A 14,572-nucleotide genomic window follows, 5' to 3' on the forward strand; every position below is an offset into this window, starting at 1 on the left:
TGAACATAATCGATTCGAATATAATTCAAAAGTTTAGTGTGGATAAGTCACAAATGCTGAACAGTGTGACGGCTGACCACTTCACTTTTGGCGCCCGGACTATTGATGTGGCGCTTGCCGGAGAAAGCTCTCATCACGGCTTGCCGCTGGCACAGCTCCATGAAATCCACGCAGCCGAACCTGAAGACAGCAGCAGCGCCGCCGCTTTATCATTGCTCCTGGCAACGCGTACTCAAATGGTAGCGAAGACGACAGACCGGCCGATTATATGGGTACGAGACCGGGGAGAAGCCCGGCGACAGGGACGACTTTACCCACCCGGTCTGGCCGAATTGGGGATTAATCCCGATCACATAATTTATATCGACGCCCCGGATAGTATCGCCGTGCTGCGCGCGGCTGCCGATGCGGTACGCTGCGCACCTATAGGATCGGTGATTGTTGAACTGGCGGGCAAGAATCCCAAAGGTCTTGATCTGACCGCGACGCGGCGCCTGTCTCTTTTTGCCAAAAAATCCGGCGTGACGACTTTCATGCTGCGCAACAAAGCCGCACCTATGCCGAGCGCCGCTTATAGCCGCTGGCAGGTCGCCGCAGCGCCTTCAAAAGCCCTAGCCGCCAATGCCGTCGGTCATCCTGTCTTTGACATTACGCTGATGCGCCATCGCGGCGGACTGGATGGCCTGAATGCCCGTTTGGAGTGGAACCGTGAAACAAGAAGCTTTCAGGAAGCGGCGTATATTGGCGCTGTTCCTGCCGTATCTGGAATCAGAACGGATCACGAAAAAATACGCGTACGCGCCTGACGCGCGCCTACCCGCTCCCTTTGCGCTCATAGAGAAAATCAAGGGTACCATGCTATTGATGGCCGTGGACCGGGAGGCGACGTATCTCGGCCTTGGCCCCGGCATGAAGCTCGCTGATGCACGGGCGCGCGTGCCTGATCTGAAGGTTTTTGATCATGATGTGCTGGCTGATGCCGCCTTGCTGGACCGGTTGGCCGATGCCTGTTTGCGCTATACCCCTATGGTATCGGTCAGTCCGCCTCGCACCTTATTGCTCGACATTAGCGGCTGTGCGCATTTCTTCGCTTCGGAAACCGCGCTGGCGCAAGATGCCGAGGACCGGTTCGATCAGGCCGGGTTTAGCTTGTCATGGGCACTGGCTGGCACACCCGATGCGGCGATCGCGCTCGCCCATCACGGCTTGCGGGAAGGCGCAGAGGCGCAGCTGCCGGTCTCTGCCCTCGCCATGGATGATAAAACACATCGCGCGCTCGAACGAGCCGGGCTGTATCATATTGGTGATCTGGCCGAACGGCCCCGCGCAGCTCTCGTCGCACGTTTCGGCTCTTTGCTGGCGCTGCGGCTCGACCGGATCATGGGAATTGAAGACCGTCCGATAGACCCGATCCGCAAGCTCGCCAATGTCACAACCGAACGCCGCTTTGCCGAACCCCTCACCCATGTTGATTTTGCGGTCAGTTGTCTGGAGGAGCTTTTTGTCGAAGCGGCGCGGCAGCTGGAAGAGCGCGGCCAAGGTGCACGGATGGTCCACATGATGCTGTTCCGCTGCGATGGTGACATCGCGCGCCTGGCGATCGAGACAGCGCCCGCCACCCGCGACCCCGCTTTGTTCAAACGCTTGCTGAAGGAGCGGATCGAGGCTCTCAATGATCCACTGAATCCCGGCTTTGGTTACGATCTCATCCGGCTATCCATAGTCGCTACCGATGCGTTGGAGGTCGAGCAATATCGCCTGGAAGGCGGTGAAGACAAACAAGGCAACCAAGCCGCATTGATCAGCCAGCTTAGCGTCCGGCTGGGACGAACACAGGTGCAGCATTTCATGCCGGCCGACAGCCATATTCCCGAACAGGGTCTGCTCGCCTTGCCCGCTCTCGATAGCGGCCCGCCCAGGGAATGGGACAAGCCCAAAGCCGGAGAGCCCCCTTTGCGTCCCCTGCACATGTTTGATCCGCCACAGCATATTCAGGTCCTTGCCGAAGTGCCAGATGGCCCGCCCTATCGCTTTACCTGGCGGCGCAAGGTTCACCGGGTCAGCCGCTATGAAGGCCCCGAGCGCATCGCTTCGGAATGGTGGCAAAGGCGCGATGGGCAACAGGCCGGAAAAGGTGGCCTGACCCGCGATTATTATCGGGTCGAGGATATCCGCGGGCGACGCTACTGGTTGTTCCGGCATGGCCTTTACGGATCGGAAAAAGCCAGTCCGGACTGGTATATTCATGGCCTGTTCGCGTGACAGGCCCGTCCGAGCCCATCTTTGCCGAACTGTGCGCAGCAACCCACTACAGCTTTTTGCGTGGAGCCTCTTCCCCCGCTGATATGGTGGCACAGGCCATGCTGCTGGGCATGACCGGCATCGGTATTGCCGACCGGAACAGCGTCGCCGGCGTCGTCCGCGCCCATGTGGCCTTGCGCACCGCCTATGAAGATGCCGCAGAGGAAGGCATCGCCCTCCCCGACTTTAAACTGGTCGTCGGTGCGCGGCTCGTCTTCACGGATGAAACCCCGGATATCATTGCCTACCCAACGACGCGCCATGGTTGGGGGCGGCTCTCACGCTTGCTCTCCACCGGCAATCTGCGCGCCGAAAAGGGCGATTGCTTCCTATATGAAACAGACCTGTTTGAATGGGTGGAAGACATGGTGCTGGTTGTCTTTCCGGAGCAAAGCGGGGCAGCAAATGATATCGGCCCAGATGATTTCTGGTCTCGCCTCCGCGCACTCACCCCTCACCTTTGGATCGGCGCCACCATGCCGCGCGCCGGATGTGACAAAAGGCGATTGGCTGAACTGCAAAATCTTTCGCAAGCCACTGACATCCCGCTATTAGCCACCAACGATCCACTTTATGCAACACCGACGCAACGCCCGCTTCATGACATCCTCACCTGCATTGCGGAAAAAACGACCATCGCCAAGGCAGGCCGCCTGCTCGCCGCCAATGCCGAGCGGCATCTGAAAAGCCCGCAAGAGATGATGCGGCTCTTTGCCGACTGTCCGGACGCGATAGCAGAAACCCAGAAACTGCTGGCGTGCATTGACTTCACCCTGGACGAACTCAGCTATCATTATCCCGATGAACCCGTGCCCAAGGGCTGGACACCGCAGGACTGGCTGGAACATCTCAGCTGGAGCGCAGCGCAAGAGAAACATCCTGAAGGTATTCCGAGCACGCTCCGCTCAAAAGTCGAAGACGAACTGCGCCTGATCCAGAAACTGCAATATGCGCCCTATTTTCTGACCGTCCATGACATTGTCAAATATGCACGGTCTAAAGGCATATTATGTCAGGGGCGTGGTTCGGCCGCCAATAGCGCCGTCTGTTTCCTGCTCGGCGTCACCTCGGTCGATCCGATGAAACATGACCTGCTCTTCTCCCGCTTCATATCGGAAGAGCGCAAGGAACCGCCCGATATTGATGTCGATTTCGAACATGAACGCCGCGAAGAGGTGATCCAGTATATTTATGACCGCTATGGTCGCCACCGCGCCGGTATCGCCGCCACGGTCGTCCATTATCGCTCCCGCAGCGCCATTCGCGAAGTCGGTAAGGCACTGGATCTGTCCGAAGATATAACTGCACGGCTGTCGAGCACCGTATGGGGCAGCTACTCAAGCAAAGCCCCTGATAGCCGATTCAAGGAAACAGGTCTTGACCCTGATAGTCCCGACATTGTTCGTCTGGGCGATCTGGTTCGCGAGATCCTGCAATTCCCTCGACATCTGTCGCAGCATGTTGGCGGTTTTGTCCTTACTCAGGACCGGCTTGATGAAACCGTGCCGATCCATAATGCAGCGATGGAGGACCGCACATTCATTGAGTGGGACAAGAATGATATTGATGCGCTTGGCCTGATGAAGGTCGATGTGCTGGCGCTCGGTATGCTGACCTGCATCCGCAAGGCATTTGACATGATGCGCGATCACAGTCTGGGCGATTATGCCCTTGCTACCATCCCGCAAGAGGATGAGGCGACCTATGATATGCTGTGCCAGGGCGACAGCATCGGCGTATTCCAGGTCGAAAGCCGCGCGCAGATCAACATGCTCCCGCGCCTGCGTCCACGCGAATTTTATGATCTCGTCATTCAGGTCGCGATTGTCCGGCCCGGTCCGATTGAAGGGGACATGGTGCACCCTTATCTACGGCGGCGATCCGGTGTAGAAGCCATCACGCTCCCCTCCCCCAGGCCACCGCATGATCCGGATGAGCTACATTCGGTGCTCGGCAAGACCTGTGGCGTCCCGCTATTTCAGGAACAGGCGATGAAGCTCGCCATTGTGGCCGCGGATTTTTCAGCCGCTGATGCCAACAAGCTGCGCCGCGCCATGGCGACTTTTCGCAATGTCGGGACTATCCACCATTTTCAGGAAAAGATGATCGAAGGCATGGTCGCGCGCGGGTATGAGCGCGATTTTGCCGAACGCTGCTATAATCAGATACAGGGCTTTGGCAGCTATGGCTTCCCTGAAAGTCATGCCCAGTCTTTCGCCATATTGGTCTACATCAGTTCCTGGATTAAGTGCCATCACCCGGCGGTCTTTGCTGCTGCCTTGCTCAACTCCCAGCCGATGGGTTTTTATGCACCCGCCCAGATTGTCCGTGATGCAAGAGAGCATGGCGTGGAGGTTCGGGGCGTCGATATCAACCATAGCGATTGGGATAATAGCCTGGAAGATGTCGACCATCCCCACGCCCTGCGCATTGGTCTGCGCCAGATTGATGGCTTCCGGGAAGAATGGTCCAAGTTGATGACCGCAACCCGTCCCTTCCAGTCGATTGAGCAGCTGGCCCACCAAGCGAAACTGCCTGCCCGCGCGCTACGCTTGCTCGCGGATGCCGATGCCTGCCGCTCCATCGGCCTCGACCGGCGGCAGGCACTTTGGGAAGTCCGGCGTACGCCATCAAATACCCTGCCCTTATTCGAAGCGGCACAAGCACGCGAGCAGGCTGAAGAAGAGGATGCACGCTTGCCCGCCATGACCAAAAGCGAACATGTCGTCACCGACTATCAGAGCATCCGTCTGTCGCTGAAAGGTCATCCGATGGAGTTCCTGCGCGATAAATTCCGCACCATGGGTGTGATGAGCTGTGCCGAAATAGCCAAGGCCAAAAGCGGCAGCTTCGCTCAAGTCGCCGGCGTCGTCCTAATCCGTCAGCGACCCGGCAAGGGCAATGCAATTTTCATCACGCTGGAGGATGAGACCGGAATATCCAATCTGCTGCTCTGGGCCAGCCGGTTCGAAGCCATGCGCCGGCCAGTTATGGCGGCACGATTGATGCTGGCATCCGGCGAGATCCAGCATAGCAAAGAAGGCGTGACTCATTTGATGGTGAGCAAGGTCGAGGACTGCACCACCATGCTCGATACAATTGCCGAACATGAGCAAACGCCAATATCCATGGCAAGAGCCGATGAAGTCAATCGCCCTGTCTATCGCAACGAAGACAGGCAGGCAGAACAGCACAAAGCAAGGGCTCTACTACCCAAACCCAAATATCCTCGCAGTGGTCATCCGCGCAATGTCAGGATATTGCCCAAATCACGGGATTTTCATTAGGCAATATAGTTATGCGAACCTGAAATCGATTCTCAAAACTGTAAAATACCCGAACCCAAATCTCATCGAATCGGGTAGAACGCCTCTCGTTTCCGACGAGTTTCAGCCATTTTTCGCTTGAACGCGCTGGCTGGTCTGCTGAACGCTAACTTCTGGAATGTCGCCCGATAACCACCATTTTTTAATTAGGCAGGGGGTTAACGATGGAGTTGAGTAAGATGAAAAAACTACCAATGATCGCGGCTGCCTTTGGCGCTGCAACTTTGATTGCCGCCCCAAGTTTTGCGCAAGATGCCGGTGCTGAAGCGCCGGAAGAAGGTGCAGCAGAAGCGGCTCCTGCCCCAGAGGCAGCACCTGCAACCATTGATACCGATGGTGATGGCGTAATGGATGCCTGGGACCAACGTGGCGACGGTAAGCCTGATAGCTGGGACACCGATGGCGATGGTGCCCCGGATGCTTTTGACCAGGATGGTGACGGCGCGCCCGATCCTAAATAGTCAAAGCATATAAGGCCCAATCAGCCTAAACTGTGCCTAACGTGCGCGGCCAACTTGAGCAATTCTCCCTCCCTGCTCGGTTGGCCGCCATATATCTCTGACAAGGAAGAGAGCTCATGAAAAAACTATTTAAACCAGCATTGATTTTGACGCCCGCAATATTTGCGCTTGCTGCTTGCGATGCACCGCCAGCAGAAGATCCGGCCGCTGATGGCCTGGAAGATGGCACGGGAATGGAAGCTTCACCAATGGAAGAGCCGGTGGATACGGCACCAATGGATGATAGCGCGCCAGCAACTGGCGGTCTTGAAGGCGGTGCGGCACCGGCGGACGAACTATTGCCGGAAGCAAGTGAAGCTATTCCTCCGGTAGGCGAAGACGGCGCAACTGATGATGCGACAGAATCTTCCACCGCTGAAAGCGAAACGGAGCAATCCGAATAAGTCCGATGTAACCGGGCATAGGGTCGCAACAAATGCCCGGGGATATTTCGGGGGTGGAGAACAGCGCTAACACTCTTTCACAGAGCTAAGACCGATGACAACACCCCCAAATATCTCTCAAATGTCGCTCAACGATATGCTCTCACGTGACATGTCGGGCGACGAAATTCAGGGCATCCAATCGTACCTTCGGCACTATGGATATCTTCAGGATCGGTTTGGCACGCTGCATGACGGCGAATATGATGATGCCACCGAGAAAGCTGTTCGGCTTTATCAATGTTGTTTCGGTTTGCCTGCGACCGGCAAAGTGGATCAGGCGACACTCTGCGAAATGGCGAAACCCCGTTGCGGGTTTGTGGATATCTCCCCAATGAGCGCGGCATTTACAGCAGTTAGCCGGTGGGAAAATTCAGACCTTACATATAGGTTCAACAGCTTTTCAACCAAGATGGCGCGAGCCGATATTGAGCGCGATGTCGCCACCGCTTTTACCCTCTGGTCCGAACAGTGCGATCTTCGTTTCTCCGTCAGCACCGATGGAAATGTCGATATTGAAATCGAGTTCGCTACCGGGGAACATGGCGATGGAAGCCCCTTTGATGGACCATCCGGCGTATTGGCGCATGCCTATTTCCCGCCGCCCAATGGCGGACCACTGGCAGGCGATACGCATTTTGACGATGATGAAAACTGGACCTGCAACCTCAGCGACACTCAGGACATCGATTTCCTGACTGTCGCCGCGCATGAATTTGGTCATGCCATTGGCCTGGGCCATAGCCGTCAGAGAGGAGCACTGATGTTCCCCAGCTATTCCGGCCCACAACGGTTTTTGGCTGCTGATGACATCGCGGGATGTCAATCGCTCTATGGTCCGCCAAGCACATCTGGCGCCGCTGATTGCCCATGACAATCGGTCGGATGTGCATATCTCAGGCCCCAGATTTGATCCCCTCACCTTGATTCTGTAACTTTCTGGCTCGATTTCCCGAATAATGAACATTCGGCAAATTTCACATCTGAGGCATGTTTATGCTATTGGGACAATCACAAGGTAGAAGGAAACAGCATGCATATTTTCAAATCAGCCGCGATTCTGGGTGCAGCAACAACACTCGCATTTAATCCAGGATCGGCTATCGCCGCTGGTGGCGGAGGGGGCGGTGGATCAGCGCCCAGCAGCAGCGCTCCGAAATATGACGCGTCGGCCGAATATCAAAAAGGTATTACTGCCCTAAAAGCCAAAGATCATAAAAAGGCAATCCGATCATTCAAACGCTCACTCAGCGTCGCACCGCGCAACGCCAATGCCCAATATCTGCTTGGCGTCAGTTATATTGGACAAGGCAACTACAAGAAGGCGCGCAAGCCACTGGAAAAAGCGGTCAAATATAATGGCAATTTAATCGAGGCGCATCGCGATCTCGCGATTACTTATCACAAGCTTGATATGGCCGACAAAGCACAGGCTTCTCTCGGTAAGCTGACAGCCAAAGACAGCGCCTGCGGCAATAGCTGCGCACAAAAGGCAGAACTGACCAAGGCAATTGCGAAAGTCAAAGCGACGATGAACGGCGGCGGTTCTGCCAGCTATCAACCGGCCGACAGTATTGAATTTGCCAGCACCGGTAACGGCGATCTGGCCTATATGGGCGCTGTCGCATTGATCAATGAGAAGAAATATGAAGCTGCCATCGCAGAGTTGCAGCTGGCATCGATGACCTTTGGCCCGCATCCCGACATCCTGACCTATCTCGGTTTCGCCAATCGCAAGCTGAAGAATTTCGACCGTGCTGAGCAATATTATCAGACGGCATTGGCTGTTGCGCCCGAACATCGCGGTGCCACGGAATATTATGGCGAGCTGATGGTCGAACGCGGCGATCTTGCTGGTGCGAAAAAGAAACTGGCGAGACTAGAAAGCCTGTGCAGTTTTGGTTGCTATGAAGCAGAGGAATTGCGCCGGTGGATCGGCGAAGCGTCCGTCTCCTAAAATATAGCGCGGCGATCAGTTTAACCTGTGCAGCGGTTGCATATGCCGCTGACCGCCCGCTTATTCAGGCCATGGAGTGGCTTGATCCCGCCCAGCATCTTGGTGCGCTGACCACTGAACCACGGCGTCATATAGCGGTTCAGGATGAGCAGATGTTGGCAGGTGAAGCCTTGTTTCACACGCCGACATTACTGGGCGGTCAGGCCGCCAAGGCGGGCTTGTCCTGTGCCAGCTGTCATGAAAATGGCCGTGATAACCCCGCTTTCCAGTTTCCCAACGTTTCCGGGGAACCCGGTACTGCGGATGTCACCAGCAGCTTTTTCAGTTCTTATCGCGGCAATGCGGTGTTCGATCCGGTGAAGATTCCGGATCTTACGGTTCCCGGAAAAATCTCTCGTGCCGCTGATAGTCAGGAGCTTGAAAAGTTCATCCGTGACCTGATTGTGGAGGAGTTTAACGGACAGGAACCAACACCAGCGGTTCTGGCCGCCCTCGCCCATTATGTACGCTCTTTAGCCGCAGCGCCCGCCAATAACCGAGTTGCATTAACAGTCGAAAGCCAATTGGCGGCAGTGGATCAGGCTGTGCTTGCTGCAAAGGAAGCGCACCAAAAGGATGACCTGAAGCTTTCCCATTTGCTGCTCGCTTCCGCGCGTCATCGACTGGGATTGATCCACGAACGCTATGTGGGAAAGAAACTGACCAAAGAACGCGATGCGCTTGTATCGGCCAGCCGCCAGCTTGGTACATTGCAGGATACTGAGGGCAGCGCGGACTTCAACCAAGCCTTGCGTCAATGGGAAAACGGCTATCGAAAGACCAGAAAGCTCGTCGCCGATAAGCAACATCTGTCGCTATATGATCCAGAACTGCTCAAGGCTGTATTGAGGAAAACGGCGAAATAGCAAGTCATATTACAAAGAAAAACGGCCCGGAGATTTGATCCCCGGGCCGTTTTTATTCCGTCTGTAATCCAACGATTAGCCAAACTGGTTCATCGTGTTGTCGGCGCCGCCCGCTTTCAGGGCCGCATCACCAGCGAAATATTCCTTGTGATCATCACCGATGTCGGAACCAGCCATGTTCTGATGCTTCACGCAGGCAATGCCCTGGCGAATTTCTTCGCGCTGAACATTGAGAACATAACCCAACATACCTTGCTCACCGAAATATTCCTTGGCGAGATTGTCGGTCGACAGAGCAGCCGTGTGATAGGTCGGCAGCGTGATCAGATGGTGGAAGATACCAGCACGTTTCGCGCCATCAGCCTGGAAGGTCCGGATACGCTCGTCAGCGTCAGCCGCCAATTCGGTGCCATCATATTCGACGCTCATCAGGTTCGCACGATCATAAGCCGTGACGTCTTTGCCTTCGGCTGCCCATGCATCATAAACCTGCTGACGGAAGTTCAGCGTCCAGTTGAACGACGGCGAGTTGTTATAGACCAGCTTCGCATTCGGCATAACTTCGCGGATCCGGTCAACCATGCCAGCGATCTGCTCAACATGCGGTTTTTCGGTTTCGATCCACAGCAGGTCAGCGCCGTGCTGCAGTGACGTAATGCAATCGAGCACGCAGCGATCTTCACCGGTTCCGGCGCGGAACTGGAAGAGATTACTTGGCAGACGCTTCGGACGCATCATCTTGCCATCACGGTTCAGGATAACGTCACCATTTTGCGCGGTTGCCGGATCAATTTCTTCGCAATCAAGGAAGCTGTTATATTGGTCACCGAGATCGCCAGGCTCATTGCTCACCGCAATCTGCTTGGTCAGGCCTGCGCCCAGAGAGTCGGTACGTGTAACGATGATGCCATCTTCAACGCCCAGCTCAAGAAACGCATAACGACAAGCGCGAACCTTCGCGAGGAAGTCTTCATGCGGCACGGTGACTTTGCCGTCCTGGTGACCACATTGCTTTTCGTCAGACACCTGGTTTTCGATCTGAAGGGCGCAAGCACCGGCTTCGATCATTTTCTTGGCGAGAAGATAGGTTGCTTCTGCATTACCAAAACCGGCATCGATATCCGCAATGATCGGAACAACGTGGGTCTGATGGTTTTCGACTTCGTTCAGTAGCCGTTTTTCGTTGACCATGTCACCGGCTTCGCGGGCCGCATCGATGTCACGGAACAGACCGCCCAGTTCACGAGCATCCGCCTGACGCAAGAACGTGTAAAGTTCTTCGATCAGTGCGGGCACAGATGTTTTCTCATGCATGGACTGATCAGGAAGCGGGCCAAATTCGCTGCGCAAGGCGGCAACCATCCAGCCGGAGAGGTAGAGATAGCGGCGTTTGGTATTACCAAAATGCTTCTTGATCGAAATCATCTTCTGTTGACCGATAAAGCCGTGCCAGCAGCCCAGCGACTGGGTGTAGTTGGCAGGATCAGCATCATAAGCAGCCATATCTTCACGCATGATTTTTGCGGTATATTTGGCGATATCGAGGCCAGTGTGGAAACGGTTCTGCAAACGCATCCGGGCAACGGCTTCAGAGTCGATACCGTCCCATGTTCCGTTCTGCTTTTGGATCAGCGCGTTCGTCTGATTGATATATTCTTGATATGACATGGTCATGCTCCTTTAAAATTCGGCGATTTAAGCGGTGTCCGCGAATCGTTGTTCGCGAAAGCTATGCCCCGTTGTACGCCGCGCAGGGTCGGTTCCGAAGCGTCGTGAAGTTTAACTGTAACGCTTTACAAAATATTGTTGTATAGCTGTAAGAATCTTACAAACAGCGTGAGTCGAATCTATGTGCAGAGTCCATCATGTCCAGTGAACGCCCCGTCTATATGGGCCCCCGCCTCAAAAGGCTCCGCCGGGACCTTGGTCTCACACAGGCCGATATGGCTGCCGATCTTGAGATCTCAGCCTCCTATGTCGCCTTATTGGAGCGTAATCAACGTCCCTTTACGGCCGACATGCTGCTGCGCCTCGCCCGGACGTATAAAATCGACATGGCAGAGCTGGCGGGCGATGGCGGTGAGGAATATACAGCGCGGTTGGAGGCGGTGCTTAAAGACCCGATGTTCGCGGATATTGACTTTCCGCAGCTCGACACCGCGGATGTCGCGACCAGCTATCCCGGTTTTACCGAGGCCATGCTGCGCCTTTACACTGCCTATCGGGAAGAACAATTGGCACTGGCTGACAAGGATACCAGCGCCCGTACAGACGGTAGCAGTGTCGATCCGGACGCCGCCGATCCCGTGGCGCAGGCCCGCCGTTATCTTGCCGCTCGCCGCAATAGCTTTTCCAATATTGACGACGCCGCCGAACGCCTCGCAGAGACTGTGAGCGGACAGGACAGCATGATAGCCCATCTGAAGGACAAGCACGGCCTGCAAGTACGCCGCCTCCCTTCGGATGTCATGATGGGTGCAACCCGGCGCCTCGACCGCCACCGACGTCAGATATTGATCGACGATCAGTTGGATAACGCCAGCCAGATGTTCCAACTGGCTCTGCAATTGTCCTATCTGGAGCTGAACAGCGAAATCGACGCGGTGCTGAAAGAGGGTAGCTTTACCACGGAAAGCGGTGAACGGCTGACGAGGCGCGCCCTCACCGGCTATGCCGCAGCGGCTTTGCTGATGCCCTATTCCGCCTTCGCCAAAGCGGTCGAAACACGTCACTATGATGTTGAAGCCCTCGCCCGTCAGTTCGGCACCAGTTTCGAACAAACCGCTCACCGCCTGACCACACTCCAGAAGCCTGGTCAGGAGCGTGTACCGTTTTTCTTCATTCGCGTGGATCCCGCTGGCAACGTCTCCAAACGATTGGACGGCGCTGGCTTTCCCTTTGCGCGGCATGGTGGCGCCTGCCCCTTATGGTCAGTGCACCAAGCCTTTCGCTCGCCGCGTCAGGTGATTACCCAGTGGCTGGAGCTACCCGATGGAGAGCGCTTCTTTTCGATTGCCCGAACGGTAACCGCTGGCGGCGGTGCTTTTGGAACTCAGCGTGTGGAACGAGCCATCGCGCTGGGCTGCGCCGCGGAACATGCCGATCGCTTGATCTACACACGCGACCGTCCGGATATCAGCCCGGAAAGCGCCACACCTATCGGTGTCACCTGCCGGTTGTGTCATCGCACAAAATGCCGGGCCCGCTCGGCACCGCCCATTGGTCGGCAGATTTTGTCCGATGACTATCGGCAGGCTAATACGCCCTTTGGTTTTTCCCACAGTTGAACGGTTGGAAGGCGTCTAAGGTTGTATAGTGATTGCCGCGCCGTCGGGCACCACTTCCCAGATCTGTTCGATCTCTGCGTTGCCCAAAGCGATACAGCCATCGGTCCAATCCGATTTCATCGGCGGTCCGTCCCGGCCGTTGGGTTGACCGTGAATAAAAATATCACCGCCCGGTGATTTTCCTCTCGCTTCGGCATAAGCGCGGTCAGCCGTGTTGGGATAGGATATGCGAAGGCTCAGATGATAGCTGCTGCCGGGGTTGCGACCGTTGATGGTATAGCGCCCTTCCGGCGTGCGCTCATCGCCCTCAAAGCGTTTATGGCCATCTGGCGCATTACCAAAACGGATGCCTTCATAACGGGCAATTTCCTTGTCCGCTTTATAGAGGATCAGGGTGCGATCGCTTTTATCGACCAAGATGCTGTCGGCTTTGGTCCCGGCTGGAATGATTGGAAGCGGGACCGCGCCATCATCTAACTGTTGCTCGGCCTCTTTGTTTTCTACCCCAACGGCACATCCGCCGACGGCCGCCAGCGCCAGAAGCAAGGCAAACCTAATCCGCAAAGGGATCGGTCACCAAGATCGTGTCTTCCCGCTCGGGAGAGGTGGAAACAAGCGCGACCGGGCACTGGATCAGTTCTTCCACGCGCTTGATATATTTGATTGCCTGCGCGGGAAGATCGGCCCAACTGCGCGCACCAGCGGTGGATTCACTCCAGCCGGGCATGCTTTCATATATCGGCGTCACCGCTTCCTGATCCTGATGATGCGGCGGCAGATAGTCATAGGTCACACCATTGAGATCATAACCAACGCAGATTTTCAGCTCTTCAAAGCCGTCGAGAACATCCAGCTTGGTCAGTGCGATACCGCTGACCCCGGATACTGCCAGAGCCTGCCTGACCAGCACCGCATCAAACCAGCCGCAACGCCGTTGCCGTCCGGTATTGGTGCCAAATTCATGGCCCCGCTCGCCGAGACGCTGACCGATGTCATCGGCCAATTCCGTTGGAAACGGGCCTGACCCGACACGCGTCGTGTAGGCCTTTACAATGCCAAGCACATAACCGGTTGCCGACGGCCCAATGCCGGATCCACCAGCGGCTGTGCCAGAGATAGTGTTGGAGCTGGTCACAAACGGATAGGTGCCGTGATCGACATCGAGCAATACGCCCTGCGCGCCTTCGAACAATATCCGGTCGCCACGCTTGCGCGCTTCATTGAGACGTTTCCAGACGGGCTGCGCATATTGCAGCACGCTATCGGCTATCTCTCTGAGGTCGGCCAGCAGACGCTCTCTATCCACGGGCTGTTCGCCAAAACCGGCACGCAGTGCATCATGATGGGCGCAAAGACGATCCAGTTGTGGACCCAGATCGTCGAGATAGGCGAGATCGCATACCCGGATCGAACGACGGCCCACTTTGTCCTCATAAGCCGGGCCAATGCCGCGCCTAGTCGTGCCAATCTTGCCCTTACCGCTCGCATCTTCGCGCAACGCATCAAGATCGCGGTGAATAGGCAGGATCAACGGGCAGTTTTCAGCGATCCCGAAATTATCGGCATTGATCGCGATACCCTGTTTGCTCAGCTTTTCAATTTCATCGCGCAAGTGCCAGGGGTCCAGCACAACGCCATTGCCGATAATCGACAATGCCCCACGGACAATACCGGATGGCAAGAGGGAAAGCTTATAGACTTCACCATCCACAACCAGTGTATGGCCCGCATTATGACCACCTTGAAAACGAACGACGACATCCGCGCGCTCCGACAACCAGTCGACAATCTTGCCTTTGCCTTCATCACCCCATTGGGCACCGATAACCGTTACATTGGCCATATCTGAACAT

General features: G+C 55.8%; 12 protein-coding genes. 9 read left to right on the plus strand and 3 right to left on the minus strand.

Annotation, left to right across the window (positions count from 1 at the left end; genetic code table 11):
* The first annotated feature begins 53 nt into the window (after positions 1-53).
* From AC6I9Z_RS14215 to AC6I9Z_RS14250, 8 genes are all read left to right on the plus strand, one after another.
* On the plus strand, positions 54-806 hold the full coding sequence (locus AC6I9Z_RS14215) for an ImuA family protein (RefSeq protein WP_461456399.1): 753 nt from the start codon (positions 54-56) through the stop codon (positions 804-806).
* Complete coding sequence (locus AC6I9Z_RS14220; RefSeq protein ID WP_461456400.1) at positions 709-2,262, plus strand: Y-family DNA polymerase; 1,554 nt, start codon at positions 709-711, stop codon at positions 2,260-2,262. Before AC6I9Z_RS14215 ends, AC6I9Z_RS14220 begins: the two co-directional genes overlap by 98 nt.
* Positions 2,259-5,588: an error-prone DNA polymerase gene (locus tag AC6I9Z_RS14225; RefSeq protein WP_461456401.1), complete on the plus strand. Its 3,330-nt coding sequence runs from the start codon at positions 2,259-2,261 to the stop codon at positions 5,586-5,588. Before AC6I9Z_RS14220 ends, AC6I9Z_RS14225 begins: the two co-directional genes overlap by 4 nt.
* Before the next feature lie 218 nt (positions 5,589-5,806).
* Positions 5,807-6,088, plus strand: a complete 282-nt coding sequence (locus tag AC6I9Z_RS14230) for a hypothetical protein (protein WP_162559024.1) — start codon at positions 5,807-5,809, stop codon at positions 6,086-6,088.
* Positions 6,089-6,204: 116 nt separating this feature from the next.
* Entirely contained in the window at positions 6,205-6,531 is a 327-nt protein-coding gene (locus AC6I9Z_RS14235) for a hypothetical protein (RefSeq protein ID WP_461456402.1), read from the plus strand.
* Between the two features lie 94 nt (positions 6,532-6,625).
* The gene (locus AC6I9Z_RS14240; RefSeq protein WP_461456403.1) at positions 6,626-7,444 is read left to right on the plus strand and encodes a matrixin family metalloprotease; all 819 of its coding nucleotides are present in this window, start codon (positions 6,626-6,628) and stop codon (positions 7,442-7,444) included.
* 159 nt (positions 7,445-7,603) lie between these two features.
* The gene (locus AC6I9Z_RS14245; protein ID WP_461456404.1) at positions 7,604-8,527 is read left to right on the plus strand and encodes a tetratricopeptide repeat protein; all 924 of its coding nucleotides are present in this window, start codon (positions 7,604-7,606) and stop codon (positions 8,525-8,527) included.
* On the plus strand, positions 8,500-9,432 hold the full coding sequence (locus AC6I9Z_RS14250; RefSeq protein ID WP_461456405.1) for a hypothetical protein: 933 nt from the start codon (positions 8,500-8,502) through the stop codon (positions 9,430-9,432). The genes AC6I9Z_RS14245 and AC6I9Z_RS14250 overlap by 28 nt, the downstream gene beginning before the upstream one ends.
* A 75-nt stretch (positions 9,433-9,507) precedes the next feature.
* On the opposite strand, the gene AC6I9Z_RS14255 is transcribed toward AC6I9Z_RS14250, so the two are convergent.
* On the minus strand, positions 9,508-11,100 hold the full coding sequence (locus AC6I9Z_RS14255; protein WP_461456406.1) for an isocitrate lyase: 1,593 nt from the start codon (positions 11,098-11,100) through the stop codon (positions 9,508-9,510).
* A gap of 197 nt (positions 11,101-11,297) precedes the next feature.
* On the opposite strand from AC6I9Z_RS14255, the gene AC6I9Z_RS14260 reads away from it, so the two are divergent.
* Positions 11,298-12,719 (plus strand): helix-turn-helix domain-containing protein, encoded by a 1,422-nt coding sequence (locus AC6I9Z_RS14260; protein WP_461456407.1) that lies wholly within the window; start codon positions 11,298-11,300, stop codon positions 12,717-12,719.
* A gap of 15 nt (positions 12,720-12,734) precedes the next feature.
* On the opposite strand, the gene AC6I9Z_RS14265 is transcribed toward AC6I9Z_RS14260, so the two are convergent.
* Positions 12,735-13,283: a L,D-transpeptidase family protein gene (locus AC6I9Z_RS14265; RefSeq protein WP_461456408.1), complete on the minus strand. Its 549-nt coding sequence runs from the start codon at positions 13,281-13,283 to the stop codon at positions 12,735-12,737.
* The gene (locus tag AC6I9Z_RS14270; protein WP_461456409.1) at positions 13,273-14,562 is read right to left on the minus strand and encodes an adenylosuccinate synthase; all 1,290 of its coding nucleotides are present in this window, start codon (positions 14,560-14,562) and stop codon (positions 13,273-13,275) included. The genes AC6I9Z_RS14265 and AC6I9Z_RS14270 overlap by 11 nt, the downstream gene beginning before the upstream one ends.
* Between the last annotated feature and the right edge of the window lie 10 nt (positions 14,563-14,572).

The sequence above is a fragment of the Parasphingorhabdus sp. genome, assembly GCF_059726685.1.